At 61.5% G+C, this 15,396-nt stretch carries 16 protein-coding genes; 12 read left to right on the top strand and 4 right to left on the bottom strand.

The window, feature by feature from the left end; translation table 11 throughout:
- Positions 1-23: 23 nt before the first annotated feature.
- Entirely contained in the window at positions 24-1,193 is a 1,170-nt protein-coding gene (locus KR52_RS04870) for a class I SAM-dependent methyltransferase (RefSeq protein WP_038556857.1), read from the bottom strand.
- Positions 1,194-1,339: 146 nt separating this feature from the next.
- Between KR52_RS04870 and KR52_RS04865 the strand changes: the two genes are divergently transcribed.
- The 4 genes from KR52_RS04865 (at position 1,340) to KR52_RS04850 (ending at position 5,920) form a co-directional block, all read left to right on the top strand.
- On the top strand, positions 1,340-4,291 hold the full coding sequence (locus tag KR52_RS04865; RefSeq protein WP_038553194.1) for a phycobilisome rod-core linker polypeptide: 2,952 nt from the start codon (positions 1,340-1,342) through the stop codon (positions 4,289-4,291).
- Positions 4,292-4,700: 409 nt separating this feature from the next.
- Positions 4,701-5,186, top strand: coding sequence for an allophycocyanin subunit alpha (locus KR52_RS04860; RefSeq protein ID WP_006849995.1), 486 nt, complete (start codon positions 4,701-4,703; stop codon positions 5,184-5,186).
- A 39-nt stretch (positions 5,187-5,225) separates the two neighbouring features.
- Positions 5,226-5,714 carry an allophycocyanin subunit beta gene (gene apcB / locus KR52_RS04855; RefSeq protein WP_006849956.1) on the top strand — a complete coding sequence of 163 codons (489 nt, stop codon included), beginning with the start codon at positions 5,226-5,228 and terminating at the stop codon, positions 5,712-5,714.
- 5 nt (positions 5,715-5,719) lie between these two features.
- The gene (locus KR52_RS04850) at positions 5,720-5,920 is read left to right on the top strand and encodes a phycobilisome linker polypeptide (RefSeq protein ID WP_007098856.1); all 201 of its coding nucleotides are present in this window, start codon (positions 5,720-5,722) and stop codon (positions 5,918-5,920) included.
- 57 nt (positions 5,921-5,977) lie between these two features.
- On the opposite strand, the gene KR52_RS04845 is transcribed toward KR52_RS04850, so the two are convergent.
- The gene (locus tag KR52_RS04845) at positions 5,978-6,784 is read right to left on the bottom strand and encodes a TlyA family RNA methyltransferase (protein ID WP_038553191.1); all 807 of its coding nucleotides are present in this window, start codon (positions 6,782-6,784) and stop codon (positions 5,978-5,980) included.
- 97 nt (positions 6,785-6,881) lie between these two features.
- Between KR52_RS04845 and KR52_RS04840 the strand changes: the two genes are divergently transcribed.
- The 4 genes from KR52_RS04840 to KR52_RS04825 are packed head-to-tail and all read left to right on the top strand — an operon-like array spanning position 6,882 to position 10,470.
- A complete protein-coding gene (locus tag KR52_RS04840) occupies positions 6,882-7,082 on the top strand; it encodes a hypothetical protein (RefSeq protein WP_038553188.1) in 201 nt (66 codons plus the stop codon).
- 44 nt (positions 7,083-7,126) lie between these two features.
- A complete protein-coding gene (locus KR52_RS04835; RefSeq protein WP_371257695.1) occupies positions 7,127-8,383 on the top strand; it encodes an FtsW/RodA/SpoVE family cell cycle protein in 1,257 nt (418 codons plus the stop codon).
- A gap of 54 nt (positions 8,384-8,437) precedes the next feature.
- Positions 8,438-9,151, top strand: coding sequence for a cytochrome c biogenesis CcdA family protein (locus KR52_RS04830; protein WP_038553183.1), 714 nt, complete (start codon positions 8,438-8,440; stop codon positions 9,149-9,151).
- A 5-nt stretch (positions 9,152-9,156) separates the two neighbouring features.
- Positions 9,157-10,470, top strand: coding sequence for a cytochrome c biogenesis protein ResB (locus KR52_RS04825; RefSeq protein ID WP_051834273.1), 1,314 nt, complete (start codon positions 9,157-9,159; stop codon positions 10,468-10,470).
- On the opposite strand, the gene queF is transcribed toward KR52_RS04825, so the two are convergent.
- On the bottom strand, positions 10,458-10,847 hold the full coding sequence (gene queF / locus KR52_RS04820) for a preQ(1) synthase (RefSeq protein ID WP_038553180.1): 390 nt from the start codon (positions 10,845-10,847) through the stop codon (positions 10,458-10,460). The genes KR52_RS04825 and queF overlap by 13 nt on opposite strands.
- Before the next feature lie 125 nt (positions 10,848-10,972).
- Here queF and KR52_RS04815 point away from each other — a divergent pair, with 125 nt between their 5' ends.
- Positions 10,973-11,311: a P-II family nitrogen regulator gene (locus tag KR52_RS04815; protein WP_038553177.1), complete on the top strand. Its 339-nt coding sequence runs from the start codon at positions 10,973-10,975 to the stop codon at positions 11,309-11,311.
- A gap of 262 nt (positions 11,312-11,573) precedes the next feature.
- Positions 11,574-12,869 carry an adenylosuccinate lyase gene (gene purB / locus KR52_RS04810; protein ID WP_038553174.1) on the top strand — a complete coding sequence of 432 codons (1,296 nt, stop codon included), beginning with the start codon at positions 11,574-11,576 and terminating at the stop codon, positions 12,867-12,869.
- On the opposite strand, the gene KR52_RS04805 is transcribed toward purB, so the two are convergent.
- The gene (locus KR52_RS04805) at positions 12,870-14,057 is read right to left on the bottom strand and encodes a polysaccharide biosynthesis/export family protein (protein WP_038553170.1); all 1,188 of its coding nucleotides are present in this window, start codon (positions 14,055-14,057) and stop codon (positions 12,870-12,872) included.
- Between the two features lie 69 nt (positions 14,058-14,126).
- Between KR52_RS04805 and KR52_RS04800 the strand changes: the two genes are divergently transcribed.
- Both KR52_RS04800 and KR52_RS04795 read left to right on the top strand, forming a co-directional pair.
- Complete coding sequence (locus tag KR52_RS04800) at positions 14,127-15,074, top strand: GNAT family N-acyltransferase (protein WP_038553167.1); 948 nt, start codon at positions 14,127-14,129, stop codon at positions 15,072-15,074.
- A 30-nt stretch (positions 15,075-15,104) separates the two neighbouring features.
- Positions 15,105-15,395 (top strand): acyl carrier protein, encoded by a 291-nt coding sequence (locus KR52_RS04795; protein ID WP_253912451.1) that lies wholly within the window; start codon positions 15,105-15,107, stop codon positions 15,393-15,395.
- Position 15,396 lies beyond the last annotated feature (1 nt).

Raw genomic sequence — 15,396 nt, 5'->3', positions numbered from 1 at the left:
AATCTATCACGCGTTCGCTGCTGTTATTCCTTCAGCAGCAGCAGCTGGCGATCCACAAGATCGCGGATCAGATCGGGGGATGCAAGGGCCCCCAGCGTTTGCTCTGGCTGTTCAGCAACATTCCGCAGCAGAGTGCGGTCGGCATCGCTGAGCTGGATCGGTTCCATGTTGCGACCAAGAATTGGATCGGGTTCCCCCCAGAGGCAGGGCTGAACCAAGGCCCTGGCCAGACCAAGGGCCTCATCACTCCACCGAGCTCGCTCCACGGGCGCAGCAGACAGGAAGAACTCGAAATGGCTGATGTCGGGATCCAACTGCTCGATGAGCTCCCACTGCTGACGCGGCGGCAAGGCTTGGGCTCGCTCCAGCAACTCACCCTTCAACAGGCGAGCGGGATCCCAGACCTCCGGATTGGAGAAGCCGGCGAAATGCAAACCCGCCGTTTCGATGAACGCGAAGAGACGCTCGAGGTTGTAGCTGGTCTCCTGCGGGTGCAGGTACATGTCGGCGAAATTGGCATCAGGAGCGCAATCCACGGCCCAGCGTTCGCGGTGATGACGGGCGAGGCGGTTGCCCTCGGGCAGGGTCTCGAACAGCTCCCGGCCCAGATGCAGGCCCTCCGACCCTGTGCCGGCATTCAGAAGACTCAGCGCTTTCTGGGTCCGATGGATCTCCCAGCGCCCCGCATCGGAGTAAAGAAAGAGGTGAAGGAGACCGGACGGTGCCAAGCGATCTGCGAGGGAGCGCAGGCCCGCTTCCGGCTGATCCAGGTGATGCAGCACCCCCACCGAATTGATGTAGTCAAAGGAACCCTCCCCATCGAGGTCCAGCAGGCTGCGCTGCTCCTGACGCAAAGAGCTCACCTGTTGGGCCGCTCCAGAGCGCTGACAGCGTTCCCGCGCCACCGCCAGAGCCCCATCACTGATGTCCACCCCGAGCACGTCTGCACCCGGGTTGAGATGGCAGAGGTAGTCGGTGCTAACGCCGGTGCCGCAACCGGCATCGAGGATCCGCGGCACCTCCATGCCAGCTGGGATCGATCCGTGCACCGCGGCCAGAACGCTGCGGTGACACCAACGCCAGTTGTATCCAGGTGGCGGTCCGTCCTGAAGCGGATCCCCCGGAAAAGGAAAGCGGTCATAGAACGCACTCACCACGGGGGTCGCAGCATCACTGGGGTTGGAGTGGGTCATGCAGCGCAGATTTCGCGCCTGCGAGCTTTTCACGCCAAACCCGTCGAGCAGCAGCGGCCCCTCAACGCCTGCAAACATTTGTTCATGGGGCCACGGAGCACCATCCCGGCAGCCGTAACGTGGCGCGATCCGGCTTGCTTTCGTCGATGACAGTGACCGCCAGCAGCGGCAGCCCGCGCGTGTCTCCCCAACTGTTCGACACGCTGCCGCTCTCCAGCGTCCGTCAGGCAGAGCAGCAGGACCGTTTCCCTGACAATGGGGAACTGGACAGTCTTGTGACCTTCTTCCGCACCGGTCAGGACCGGATCGAAGCGTCCCGAATCATTGCGGCCAACGCCGAGGCCATCGTGGCCCGTGCCGCTAACAGAATTTTTGTGGGCGGCACGCCCCTCTCCTTCCTGGAAGCGCCCTTGACGACGGGCGAGACCGGACGTGCCAGTGGCCGGGAAGTAACACCAATGGCATCTGACCAGGCTGCTTTTGAACAATCGGTACGTACCTTCACTGGCGACAGCGGCACTACAAAAAGAGGAAACTTTCTAACCCGTCTTTTCGAAGGGGCCGGCGGGGATGCCGATATTCGTGTGGTGCTCCCCACTGGCTTCAACGCCATCAGCGTGGCCAAATACGGCCCGGCGTTCATGCGCAAGTCGGTACGCGACATGGGCTGGTTCCTGCGCTATGTGGGCTACGCCCTGGTCGCCGGCGACCCCAGCATCCTTGCGGTGAACACCCGCGGGTTGCGGGACATCCTTCTCGAGAATTGCTCTCTAGCCGCGACCAACGTGGCTCTTCAGGAGATGCGCGCCGCCTCAGCCCAGCTGCTGCGCGATCGTCCTGAAGCGCGTCAGATGACCATCGACTGCTTCAACGTGCTGTTGCAGGAGCTGGCCATCCCCACCCCCAGCACCAAGCAACGTCAGGGAAGCCCTGTTCAACAAGGTCTGCAGCTGCCGGCGATCTACGCCCTGGCTTCCGAGGGACGCCAGCTGTTTGAGATGCGGCCGGGTCTCTCCGGTGCCGAGAAGGCGGAAATCATCCGCGCCGCCTACCGCCAGGTGTTTGAGCGCGACATCGCCAAGGGCTATTCCCAGACCCCCTGTTCGGACAAGGCCAGCGCCGTTGCCCAAGGCCAGATCTCAATGCGCGAATTCATTCGCGCCCTTGGCCGCAGCAAGGAATACCGCCAGCAATTCCACGACGGTTTCGTCAACAGTCGCGTGGTGGAACTGGCCTACCGCCACTTCCTTGGCCGGGGCATCAGCTCCCTTGAGGAATTCCGCAAGTCGTTCGCGATCCTCAGCGACCAAGGCCTCAATGGTCTCGTGGATGTGCTGGTGAATTCCTCCGAATACGCCCAAGCCTTCGGGGAGGAGACCGTTCCCTACCTGCGGGATCTCGGCACCGAGGCCCAGGAAAGTGCCGGATGGGGCTCCAACCGCAAGCTGTTCAACTTCAGCGCTCCCTTCGATGGCGCGCCGCAATACGTCACCCTTTACGCCTCCTACCGCCAGCCCTTTGCCGACCAGCACGTCTACGGCGGTGGCAATGATCCGGTGGCGAACAAATTCGGAGCCATCTTCCCGAGTGGAACCGCCTCAGTGGCCACCCGACCAGCCCCCTACGGCTACGACAGCCGCCGATTGCTCGTGAGCAACGGCCTCAACAGCCCTGGCCAACTGGACAGCGACAGTTTCCGCAAAAGCCGCCCCCGCAAGGGTGGTCCACGCGTGATGCGACTTCAGCAGATCGCCACGGGTGGCACTGTGAATCCAGGGCGAGGTGGTCAGCCCAGCGTTCGCACGACTGAGGCCAGCACCCAAGCCGTGATCAAGGCTGTGTACGTGCAAGTGCTCGGCAACGGCGGCTATGCGGGAGAGCGCATGAGTTCTGATGAAGCCCGCCTCGAAAACGGAGATATCTCGCTGAAGGATTTTGTTCGGGCAGTCGCCAAATCCGATGCTTTCCGACGCCGCTACTGGAGCGGCCTCTACATCGTGAAGGCGATCGAAGTGATGCATCGCCGTTTGCTGGGCAGACCCACCTTCGGTCGCTGGGAAATCGACGCGCTTTTCGATACAGCCGCACGCCAAGGTTTCTATGGAGTGGTGGATGCATTAATCGACAGCAAGGACTACGGCGAAGCTTTTGGGGCCGACACAGTCCCCTACGAACGTTTCATCACACCCGGTGATGTGACTGCACGCCGAACTCCAGGCTGGTCACGTGCTCTCAAGCTTGAAGCTGCCGCTGACCTCAGCCTCGGAAGCCGTCCTGAAACAAAGCGGTCCGAAGCATTCCGCAGCAGTGGCGATGTAACGCCACGCAACCTGCCGGACACGCAAAAGACAGCCACCCAAGACTTCTCGACAACGACGTTCGGAAACGCCGCAGCGCCCAGTTGGCTGTCGATGGTGCGTCAACAAGGTCTTGCGTCCAAAAAGACTGGCTTCCCGATGCGGCGAGCCAGCAACTCAACGCCAAGCAGCATTGGTGGCCGGACATGGAGCGTTGAGCTGATTTCTTCCAATGCGCGGAGCGGGCAAGCGCTCCCACGCATGGGAATGGCTCTTGTCACGGGAGGGGCTGCAGGATTCCGCTTGCGGGGTGGACTTCCCGCAACGCTGGAGCTGAAACAGCCGTGCAGCGAAGATGAGCTCCAGACTGCTGTGAATGCAACTTACAAGCAACTTCTCAACCGTGTCCCCACAGGGAATGAGCGTCTGATCAGCGCGGAATCACGGCTGCGCAATCAAGACATTGACCTGACCGAGTTCATTGCTGAAGTGGCGATGAGCGAAGCGTTCCAGAACCGAATCGCCACGATGGCGCCCCTTCGGGCCGCGTCCGCGGCAGGTTTGGCTCTGCTGGGACGGGCCACAACCCCAGCGGAAACCAGCCGCTTCCTGATCACCCGCGCTCAAGCGGGTCATGGCGCTGCCGTGACTGAACTATTGGCGGAACGGATCAGCACGACGGTGCCCCGCATCGACGGCATGGCGACCGCATCAGGGGTCAACCAAGCCACCATCCAGCGCACGGCCTCGCTTTACCGCGGCAATGCCGGCCTGAATCCCCCCACGGGCGACGCGATCTGATCCTCAGGTTTCCATTTCGCTGACAAACAGCCCCCACAAATCACGGTGTTTTTTGTGATCCGATCCCGGTGAAGTAAGGCCTCATCGGGATCATTTTTGTGCGTCGTAACCACATCAGGGGCGATCTCGCAGATCGCAGTAATGCCAGGGCTTCTCCTCAAAACAGATGCGCCGTGAAGAACTGTTACCTGGCCAAATTTCCCTGGCCATCGTCAGCGCAGAATGCATCAGCCGAATCCAAAGGAGCGAGCTCACCCCGGTCAGTGTTGACCGATGTGAACAAGTCTCACTCCCAACGCTTCGACCCCCTGTCCCAGCCTTTAGTCTGAGACGCGATCCCTCGGGATCACCCCTTATTCACCGGATACCGGTCTCCTACGGGCGGCCGCTTGTTTCGAGGCAGAACTGCATGAGCATCGTCTCCAACTCGATCATCAACGCGGACGCCGAAGCCCGCTACCTCAGCCCTGGCGAACTCGACCAGATCAAAGCCTTCGTCACCGGCGGTCAACGCCGTCTGCGCGTGGCCCAGGTCCTGTGCGAGAGCCGCGAGCGCATCGTCAAGCAGGCTGGTGGTCAGCTGTTCCAGAAGCGTCCCGATGTCATCTCCCCCGGCGGCAATGCCTACGGCGAAGAGATGACTGCCACATGTCTGCGCGACATGGATTACTACCTCCGTCTCGTCACCTACGGCATCGTTGCCGGTGACGTCACTCCGATCGAAGAGATCGGTGTGATTGGCGCGAAAGAGCTCTACCGCTCCCTGGGTACTCCCCTGGAAGCATTGGCTGAATCCGTGCGCGAAATGAAGATCGTCGCCATGGGCCTCCTCACAGGAGCCGACGCAGAGGAAGCCGGCACCTACTTCGACTATGTGGTTGGCGCCCTCGCCTGAACCGCACGCTGATTTTCTCCCTCGCCTCCTCACGGATCCATGCAAGACGCCATCACCAACGTCATCAACAAGTCGGACGTCCAGGGTCTCTACCTGGACACGGCATCGATGGGCAGCCTCGAGTCGTATTTCGCCAGCGGTGAACTGCGCGTGCGCGCTGCCGCCACCATCAGCGCCAATGCTTCGGCCATCATTCGCGATGCTGTGGCCAAGGCTCTGCTGTACTCGGACATCACCCGTCCCGGCGGCAACATGTACACCACCCGCCGCTACGCAGCCTGCATCCGCGACTTGGACTACTACCTGCGGTATTCCACCTACGCAATGCTGGCTGGCGATACCTCGATCCTCGACGAGCGTGTTCTGAACGGCCTTAAGGAGACCTACAACTCACTGGGTGTTCCCATCGGCGCCACCGTTCAGGCCATCCAGGCCATGAAGGAAGTGACAGCCGGACTCGTCGGCCCTGATGCCGGCAAGGAAATGGGTGTCTACTTCGACTACATCTGCTCCGGTCTCGGCAACTGAGCCCCATGCGGTTGTTCAAAGTCACCGCTTGCATCCCCAGCCCTGAAAAGGTTCGGACGCAACGCGAATTGCAGAACACCTTCTTCACCAAGTGGGTGCCCTACGACAGCTGGTTCGCTGAACAACAGCGCATCCAAAAGCAGGGTGGCCGCATTATCAAGGTGGAGCTCTGCACCGGGGGTCGGCAGGTCAACGTCGGCAACTGAACTCTGCTCCAAAGCAAATTTCAAGCCCGGTTCAACACCGGGCTTTTTTATTGGCCGTCAACTCTGGAGGGTTTGCGCCACCAAAGCATCGAGATCCGGCAAAACAGCGGCATTTCCCTCCCCCAACCAGAGCACGTACTCGTGGTTGCCGGCAGGTCCAGTGATCGGGGAAGCCACCAGGCCCTTGGGCTGCCAACCCGACTCTCTCGCCGCTGCAATGACTGATTCAATGGCATCTCGGTGGGCTGCTGGATCACGGACCACGCCCCCCTTGCCAACGCGGCTTTTGCCCACCTCAAACTGCGGCTTCACCAGCACCAGCGCATCGGTGTCGGAGCCCCGCAACAACCGGCGCAACGCCGGAAGGATTAACCGCAGGGAAATGAACGACACATCAGTGACCGCCAGGGTGGGCCAGTGATCGTTCTCGCCATACAACTGATCAGGCTGGAGATGCCGCAGGTTGGTGCGTTCCCGCAGCACCACCCGGTCGTCAGTACGCAGGCTCCAGGCTGTCTGGCCATAGCCCACATCAACGCCATAAACACGTGTGGCACCGTGCTGCAGCAGGCAGTCGGTGAACCCCCCCGTGGAGATGCCGCCATCCAGGCAGACGCGACCCTCCACCCTCACAGGAAAAGCCTTCAAGCCGGCCAACAGTTTTTCGCCACCCCGAGAGACGAAGCGGGGGGGCTGTTCCACCTGCAGTTCCCGATCGGGCGTAACTTCCGTTCCGGGCTTGTCCAGCAACATGCCAGCGCCGTCGCGCACTTTGCCTGCACGGATGAGCTGCTGTGCCTGTTGCCGTGAACTGACCAAGCCACGGGTCAGGAGTTCCAGATCAAGACGCTGTTTGGACGCCATTACGACATAAAAGCAGACCGATCCCGAAGAAAACCGGCGATCCAGCGGTTGCAACCGATTCTCCCGGGAGGATTTTGTCCAACAAGATTTGAGACTCGTGTCCAGCCACCGCCCCCAACCCGCCAAGGTGGTAGCACTTTTGCAGCCAGGCAGCTTCGTGCGGCTCGATAACCAGCCCTCCGATCTTCCGCCGTTCCAGCTGCTGCGCTGTCACGGGGGCCGCTGCTGGGTGCGCCAGCAATCCTGGGGGTCTCACGTGCAATGGGAAGTGGAGCATGAACGCCTGAGATCTGCCTAGAGGGCAGAACGTTTGGCTTGGCAAAGGAACGCTTTCACGGCTCAATGGGTCATACCGATTCCCCTTGTTCAGCCCAGGTGAACGCCACAGCGCACAAGTCCATCTCCACCAGGGGTCAGAAGAGCGGGAGTCGCAACAAAGCACGGTTTCAGCGACTGCTGCCGCTTCCCTGGCAGCTCTGGCCGTCGGAAGCTCGCTTGCTGATTGGACTTGCCGGCTTCTGGAGTGTGGCAGGCCTGGTCGTGCTGGCATCCGCAAGCTGGTGGGTGGCCCTGCGGGAAATGGGCGACGGTGGCTTTTATCTGAAACGACAGGCGCTCTGGCTGATCGTCAGCTGGAGCCTGCTCGGCATCACGATCTCCACCAACATGCGGCAGTGGCTGCGCTGGTCAGGCCCAGGGTTGTGGATGGGCTGCCTGCTGATCGCCGCCACCCTGGTGATGGGCACCACCGTCAATGGCGCCAGCCGCTGGCTGGTGCTGGGCCCGCTGCAAGTGCAGCCGTCGGAACTGGTGAAACCTTTTGTGGTGTTGCAGGCTGCCAACCTGTTCGCACCCTGGGGTCGGATGAGCCTGGACCAGAAGTTGCTCTGGCTCGGCAGCTTCGGCGGATTGTTGTTGCTGATCCTCAAGCAACCCAATCTTTCCACCGCCGCCCTGATAGGACTCACGCTCTGGATGGTGGCCATGGGGGCAGGCTTGCGCTGGCGCAGCCTGCTGGGCACCGCCTTGGCCGGTTCGCTTCTGGGCACCGCCAGCATCCTGATCAACGAGTATCAACGCTTAAGGGTGGTGTCGTTTCTGGATCCCTGGAACGATCCCATGGGTGATGGCTATCAACTCGTGCAGAGCCTTTTGGCGATTGGATCCGGCGGATGGATGGGGCAGGGCTACGGTCTCTCCACCCAAAAGCTTCAATACCTGCCGATCCAGAGCACCGATTTCATCTATGCGGTGTTCGCAGAAGAATTCGGCTTTGTGGGCTCAATACTCCTCTTGCTCTTTCTGATGCTGGTGGCCTGGGTCGGGCTGCGGGTGGCTCTGCGCTGTCGCAGCAATCAGGCACGGCTAGTGGCCATCGGTTGCACCACGATCCTGGTGGGCCAGTCGATCCTGAACATCGCCGTGGCTTCCGGAGCCATGCCCACCACAGGTCTGCCGCTGCCCTTGATCAGTTATGGCGGCAACTCGCTGATGTCGAGCCTGGTGATCATGGGGCTGTTGATCCGCTGCTCGCTGGAATCCACCGGCTTGATCGGGGGACGCCCGAACAGGCGACAACGGTCGTTGCGCCAACGCTGAGCCTGGTCTGACCATCGTCTTGCCTGGATAGGCTTGGCGTACTCAAGGGCACCCGTGGACCTGCTGCTGCTCTCCGATTTGGCCCAGAGCAGCGAGCAGCTGCTGAAACGCGCCTTGGAGGATCCTGGCCCCCTGACCCTGGCGCTGGTGTTCGTTGGCGGTGCCCTCACCAGCCTGGGGCCCTGTTCGCTGTCGTTGTTGCCGGTGACCCTGGCCTATCTCGCAGGCTTTGACGATGGCCAACAGCCCTGGCAGCGCAGCCTGGCCTTCTCAAGCGGGATCGTCGGTGCCCTGGTGGTGCTGGGGAGCATCAGCGGTCTGCTGGGCCGGATCTACGGCCAGGTGCCGGCACTGATCCCCACATTGGTGGCCATCCTGGCTGTGACGATGGGTCTCAACTTGCTGGGAGTGCTGCGCATTCCGCTCCCCAGCGGTCCAGATCCAGAACGATGGCGCCAGAAGGTGCCGACCCCACTGGCGCCGGTCGCGGCTGGACTGGCGTTTGGGCTGGCGGCCTCACCTTGCACCACACCGGTGTTGGCAGTACTGCTGGGCTGGATTGCCCAGAGCGGTCGTCCCCTGGTGGGAGTGGCCCTGCTCAGCAGCTTCGGCATTGGCCAGGTGCTGCCCCTGCTGCTCGCAGGCACCTTTGCAGCAACCATTCCGAAATTGTTGGCCCTACGGGGCATCAGCCGCTGGGTTCCGCCAGCCAGTGGTCTGGTGCTACTCACCACTGGGTTGCTTACCCTTCTGGCCCGCTGGAGTTGATGGCCATGGCCCCGCTGAAACGCCTGGCAGCCTGGCTCAGCGATCTGAGGCTGGCCATCGTGCTGCTGCTGCTGATCGCCCTCGCCAGTGCCGTGGGTACCGCGATCCCACAGGGTGATTCCCCCGTCAGTTACATCGATGCCTACAGCAGCACTCCATGGCTAGGCCTGCTTCACGGCGAACAGGTGCTGCAGCTGCAGCTCGATCATGTGTATTCCAGCAGTTGGTTTCTGGCCTTGCTGGCCTGGCTCGGCCTCGCCCTGATCCTCTGCAGCTGGCGGCGCCAGTGGCCGGCCCTGGTGGCAGCCCGGCGGTGGATCGACTACCGCACCCCGCGCCAGCTGAGCAAATTGGCCATCGCCGAGAGCCTGCCTTGTCCGAACGGCAATCAAGGCTTAGCTCAACTGGAAACAGTGCTACGAACAAACGGCTGGCAGGTACAACGCCAGCCGCAGAGGCTGGCGGCGCGGCGCGGAGTCATCGGACGGGCGGGGCCGCTGCTTGTGCATACCGGATTGGTGCTGCTGATGCTTGGAGCCGCCTGGGGCGCCCTTGCCGGTAACCGCCTTGAGCGCTTTCTCGCCCCCGGCCGCAGCCTCGACCTCCTGGATCGTGATGGCACCAGTCAGTTGACCATCACTCTCGACCGTTTCGCCATCGATCGCGATCCAGCTGGCCGCACCGAACAGTTCCGGTCCGCTCTGCACCTGCAAGGGGGCAGTCAGGCATTGAATGCGGAGATCAGCGTTAATCACCCCCTGCGCCACCGGGGCATCACGATCTACCAGGCTGACTGGTCGCTGGCGACGATTAGCCTGCAGATCGGACGCAGCCCCGTGCTGGAGCTGCCGTTACAGGCCTATCCAGAGCTTGGAGATCAAATATGGGGGCTGGTCCTGCCGACCCGCCCTGATGGAAGCGAACCGGTGTTTCTGAGCCTGGAAAGTGAACAAGGGCCCGCCACAGTGTTCGACGCAGACGGCCAGCAGATCGCTCGACTGCGGCCGGGTGGTCCGGCCGTCGACGTGAAGGGATTACCGATGCGGGTGGACGCGGTGCTGCCGGCCAGCGGCCTGCTACTCAAGCGTGATCCTGGTGTACCACTGGTGTACTTAGGCTTCGCGGTGCTGCTGGTGGGAGGCGGATTGAGCCTCGTGGCCACCCGACAGTTGTGGGCCATCGCTGCTGATGGAACCCTCAGCGTGGGCGGCCTCTGCAACCGCAATCTCGCGGCCTTTGCAACTGAATTGCCTCAGCTGCTCCAACAGGTGAGGGCTCCAGACGTCAACACTGCACCAACAACCGATCAGCAGGGCTGACGGGTGCCGTGACTCACCCGCACCACGGTGTGGACATTGCCACGGGGGTTGAAATCAGCTTCCAGCTGCATCCACACCGGGGCTGTGGCCGCCACCAGATCATCGAGGATGCGGTTGGTCACCTCCTCATGGGAGATCGACTGGTCGCGGTAGCTGTTCACGTACAGCTTGATCGCCTTGAGCTCCACCACCCGCGGCCCAGGTTGGTAAATCAGACGTAGAACCGCGAAATCCGGATACCCGGAGAAGGGGCATTTGCAGGTGAATTCCGGCAACTCAATCGACACCTCATAGGGTCGCCCAGGCCGGGGATTGTCAAAGCAGATCAGCTCAGCTTCGGCGATAGCGCGTTCGCCGTAGAGGGGGGTCTGGGTCAAGGGGTTGAGTGGTCCAGTTCTGATCGGCGACCCTAGGAAGTCAAGCTTCGGCAGCGTTCTGTAACAGCGGCCACGCACGGCTCTGGGAACCGCGTCATCCTTGAAACCAGCTCGATACTCCCCCCATGAAAAAGGTCGAAGCAATCATTCGTCCTTTCAAGCTGGAAGACGTGAAGGTGGCGCTGGTGGAGGCCGGCATCATCGGCATGACCGTAAGTGAAGTGCGGGGCTTCGGCCGCCAGAAAGGTCAGGTGGAGCGCTACCGAGGTTCGGAATTCACCGTGGAATTCCTACAGAAACTGAAGATTGAAGTGGTGGTCGAGGACGACCGCGTTGAAGAGGTGGTCAAGTCGATCGCCGATGCCGCACGAACCGGTGAAATCGGTGACGGCAAGATCTTCATCAGCCCAGTGGAGTCGGTTATTCGCATCCGCACCGGCGACCGCGACAGCACGGCCCTCTGAGCTGCTCTGACGCCACAGCTGAAATAACAGCCAGCCCACCTGAGCCGGTATGCCATCTGCATAACCTGGGGCTGGCTTCATGACCCTGATCAGCACACGGTAACGGCGGCCATCCCAAGCCCAGGGCCGTCCTACTGAACGGGATGACCACGGCAACAGCGATGGATTATGCGTCACATCGGAACGCGCACGGTTCCTGAGCTGATGTTCGGGCACGGAGGCGGCCCCATAGATTTGTCGGGTTGTTCAACCGAGCGCGCCGGTGATCGAGCGTTACACCCTTCCTGAGATGGGAGCCGTCTGGAGTGAGCAGGCGAAATTCCAGAGCTGGCTCGATGTGGAAATCGCCGCCACCGAGGCCAATTGCCGGCTCGGCCGGGTGCCACAGGAGGCTCTGGACACCATCAAAGCCAAGGCCAGCTTCGAAGTGGAGCGCATCCTCGAAATCGAAGCCGAGGTGCGCCACGACGTGATCGCCTTTCTCACCAATGTGAACGAACACGTTGGTGACGCCGGGCGCCACATCCATGTGGGAATGACCAGCAGCGACGTGCTGGATACGGGCGTGGCGCTGCAGCTGAAACGCTCCGTGGCCCTGCTGCGCACCGAACTCGATGCCCTGGCAAATGCCCTGCGCGACCTGGCCCGGGCCCACAAGGGCACCGAAATGATCGGCCGCTCCCACGCCATCCACGGTGAGCCGATCACCTTCGGCTTCAAAGTGGCCGGCTGGCTGGCGGAAACCGAACGCAACCGCACCCGCCTGGAACGGCTTGAGCAGGATGTGGCCGTGGGCCAGGTGAGTGGTGCCATGGGCACCTACGCCAACACTGATCCCCAGGTGGAAGCTATCGCCTGCGAAATCCTCGGCCTCACCCCCGACACCGCCAGCACCCAGGTGATCTCCCGCGATCGCCATGCCGACTACATCCAGACCCTGGCCCTAGTGGGGGCCTCCCTGGAACGCTTCTCCACCGAGATCCGCAACCTCCAACGCACCGACGTGCTGGAAGTGGAAGAGAACTTTGCCAAGGGCCAGAAGGGCAGCTCAGCCATGCCCCACAAACGCAACCCGATCCGCAGCGAACGGATCAGCGGTCTCGCCAGGGTGCTGCGCAGCTACACCATTGCTGCCCTTGAGAACGTGGCCCTCTGGCACGAGCGCGACATCAGCCACAGCTCCACTGAGCGGATGATGCTTCCCGATTGCTCGGTCACCCTGCACTTCATGCTGCGGGAGATGACCAGCGTAGTGAAGGGCCTCGGGATCTATCCCGAGAACATGCGCCGCAACATGAATGTGTATGGCGGCGTGGTGTTCAGCCAGCGGGTGCTGCTGGCTCTTGTGGGGACCGGCATGAGCCGGGAGGAGGCCTACAGAGTCGTCCAGCGCAATGCCCACACGGCCTGGAACATCGCCGGCGGCGACTTCCGCGCCAACCTCGAAGCGGATGGTGATGTCACCAGCCGGCTCTCCGCAACGGAGCTGGCCGACTGCTTCAGCACCGCATTGCATCAGGAGAACCTGGGCGTGATCTGGGAGCGACTGGGGATCTGATCAGCGACCAACGCTTGTCGGAGCCGGCAGACCGAGCAACCGGTAAACCGAGACCGCATCCACAATCGGCTCAAACGGAAGCATGGCATCGGTCATCGTGTCCGTGACCTTGGTGAAGGTGTTGCGGTCCACAACCACCACATCCCCATTGCGCAGCGGAGGGTTGTTGGCACTGCTCAGCACGGCATGGGGGTCGTAGCGCAGCTGCTTCACCATGCTGCGTCCCTGGCGGTCCACACGGATCAGATCCACCCTCTTCACGCTGCCACGGCGGGTGACTCCTCCGGAGGCGAGGATCGCACTGGACAAGGGAGCATTGGAACCGACCTGAACGACTCCTGGGGAAAAGACCTCCCCCACAACTTGCACATTGATCGCCGCCGGGGCGAAGTTTGAGGCTGCGGTCGTCAGCAGGTCCACATTGATGGGAGATGTTGACTTGCGGACTCGGATGCTGTCACCGTCGTAAATCAGGGGATTGGGGGCAAATCCTCCGTTTTTGAGCACGGTGAGATAGTCGAAGACGTAGCTCTGGGTTGGTCCACCAGGAATGGGGGAAGGGCGGAGCAGTTCCAGATGACCCAGATCCCCAGTCGCGGAGATGCCGCCAGCTTTCTGGATCACTTCCACCATGGATGGCCAACCACCGCCATCGGAACCGACGGCGGTGGGATCGCCAGATGAATCTACAGATCCCTGACTGTCGACAGGCAGGGTGAAGACCCCGGGCCGCAGCACCTGCCCCGTCACGGTGACCCGAACCGGACGCGGCTTGACCAGGTCGAGATACACCAAGGGGCGTCGCAGAAATTGGCGATAGCCATCGGTGATCCTCTGACGCGCTTCCTCAAGGGTCAGCCCCCAGACTTCAACGGTGCCAAGCCTCGGCAGGTTGATGGTGCCGTCGCCCAACACCTGAACCTGAGCCTCATAACCCTCGATCTTGAACACTGAGGTCACCAACTGGTCCCCAGGCCCCAGGCGATAACGGAAAGATTGTGGTGGCAGGCTTGGCGGGACGGGCAGCGGCGGAGGCGCTTGCAGGGGAGTTGTGGTGGATTGCGCTGGACTCTTCAGCCAGTTGATCCGTTCTTCAGCATTCAGTTCACCGACCAGCAGCACGGGAGCCGACAACGCCACCGCTGCGGAAACAGCTGCGGAAAGACCGGTCCTTGAGGGCACAACCATGGGTGGAACTGAAACAGCAGCCAAATGGACGCCAATCTTCCCGCATAATGCGGTCCAGGCACATAGCCCATGACGCAGAACGGACCAGCGGCACAACATGACGTTCTGCTTCCTCAGGACTGGAGCGAAACCATCCAGGGCGACAGCCTTCTGTTCCGCCTCGACGGTCTTGAGCTTCACCTGATCCCCGGGTCGCGATTTGAAGCCGTCGCGGATGCCGTCGGCACCTTGCGGGAGTCGACCTACCGGAAGCAATTGTCCGGCTCCGGCAACGCCAGGGACCTGGACGGCCGTGATGCGGCCTACGAGCATCTGATCCTGGTGGAACCCTGCAGTGGGGCTCTGGCGGGATCCGCACGGCTGCAGTTCGTTCCTCAGTTCATGGCAGTTGATGAGCTACCCGGCAGTCAGCAGTCTTATTTGGAGCACGTCTATCCCGGCATCAAAGCCATGCTGGCGGAGCGATCCCACCATGTGGAAATTGGTCGAGTCGCCCTGGCTCCCCGCTTCCAGCGCCAACCGCATTCCTTGATGGCCCTGTTCCGGGGAGGACTCCTGATCGCGGCCCGCTCGGGGTTCAGCATCCTGCACGGACTGGTTTCGTATAACCACTTCGCCCATAGCGATGAGGTCAATACAGCCTTTCTCAGTGCCTTGATGAGGCCTCCTTACAGGAGAACGAGTCCAGCCTTGCCGCCGCCGCGTCACCCGATCAACAGCATTCAGCCCAACGACACCGCCCATCCGATCGCAAACGTTCAGGCCTTGGAAGTGGCGATCCGAAAGGAGCACAACGACAACTTCCGCCTGCCGGTGCTGCTCCGTCAGTACTTCAATCTGATGGAGGCCAAGGTGTGCGACCTCTCTCTGGCTCGGGATTTCAACCAGATCACGGAAATCCTGATGGCCGCCGACATTTCTAGTCTCCCGAACGATCGGCTCTCCTTCTTCATTGACGTTGATCACCACCCCGTCTACCAGCAATTCAGCTGGTACCGGGGCGACAGGAAAACGTAACCACGCTGGTACTTTGGCTGGATCAGATGGGTGTGGGTATTGACCGAGGGAAGCCCCGATAAGCAGCATGTGGAGGGACGCCTTGTTGAGATCCTGCATCGCATTTCCGGCGCAGATCCTGCTGTAATCACTCCCGAGGCGCGTCTGATGGAGGACGTCGGAATCGACTCCTTGGGGTTCTACGAAATTCTGATTGAAGCTGACAGCTGCTTCGGCATCCGCATTCAGGAGGACCAGCTTCTGCAATTCAAAACGGTGGGAGACATACAGCGCCATCTGGAGTCACTGGACCTCGTCCCCCCCAGTTCTCCAACAGCCTGAC

Origin of the sequence: Synechococcus sp. KORDI-52 (genome assembly GCF_000737595.1) — a bacterium.
GTDB lineage: Bacteria > Cyanobacteriota > Cyanobacteriia > PCC-6307 > Cyanobiaceae > Parasynechococcus.
The sequence above is the reverse complement of the archived record's forward strand: the minus strand, read 5'-3'. Positions and strand labels throughout refer to the sequence as shown.

What these genes read in the sequence shown, in the direction of transcription:
- KR52_RS04870 (WP_038556857.1), bottom strand. Translation starts at nt 1,193, where the DNA reads ATGACCCACTCCAACCCCAGTGATGCTGCGACCCCCGTGGTGAGTGCG.
- KR52_RS04865 (WP_038553194.1), top strand. Translation starts at nt 1,340, where the DNA reads ATGACAGTGACCGCCAGCAGCGGCAGCCCGCGCGTGTCTCCCCAACTG.
- KR52_RS04860 (WP_006849995.1), top strand. Translation starts at nt 4,701, where the DNA reads ATGAGCATCGTCTCCAACTCGATCATCAACGCGGACGCCGAAGCCCGC.
- apcB (WP_006849956.1), top strand. Translation starts at nt 5,226, where the DNA reads ATGCAAGACGCCATCACCAACGTCATCAACAAGTCGGACGTCCAGGGT.
- KR52_RS04850 (WP_007098856.1), top strand. Translation starts at nt 5,720, where the DNA reads ATGCGGTTGTTCAAAGTCACCGCTTGCATCCCCAGCCCTGAAAAGGTT.
- KR52_RS04845 (WP_038553191.1), bottom strand. Translation starts at nt 6,784, where the DNA reads ATGGCGTCCAAACAGCGTCTTGATCTGGAACTCCTGACCCGTGGCTTG.
- KR52_RS04835 (WP_371257695.1), top strand. Translation starts at nt 7,127, where the DNA reads ATGGGTCATACCGATTCCCCTTGTTCAGCCCAGGTGAACGCCACAGCG.
- KR52_RS04825 (WP_051834273.1), top strand. Translation starts at nt 9,157, where the DNA reads ATGGCCCCGCTGAAACGCCTGGCAGCCTGGCTCAGCGATCTGAGGCTG.
- KR52_RS04815 (WP_038553177.1), top strand. Translation starts at nt 10,973, where the DNA reads ATGAAAAAGGTCGAAGCAATCATTCGTCCTTTCAAGCTGGAAGACGTG.
- KR52_RS04805 (WP_038553170.1), bottom strand. Translation starts at nt 14,057, where the DNA reads ATGGTTGTGCCCTCAAGGACCGGTCTTTCCGCAGCTGTTTCCGCAGCG.
- KR52_RS04800 (WP_038553167.1), top strand. Translation starts at nt 14,127, where the DNA reads ATGACGCAGAACGGACCAGCGGCACAACATGACGTTCTGCTTCCTCAG.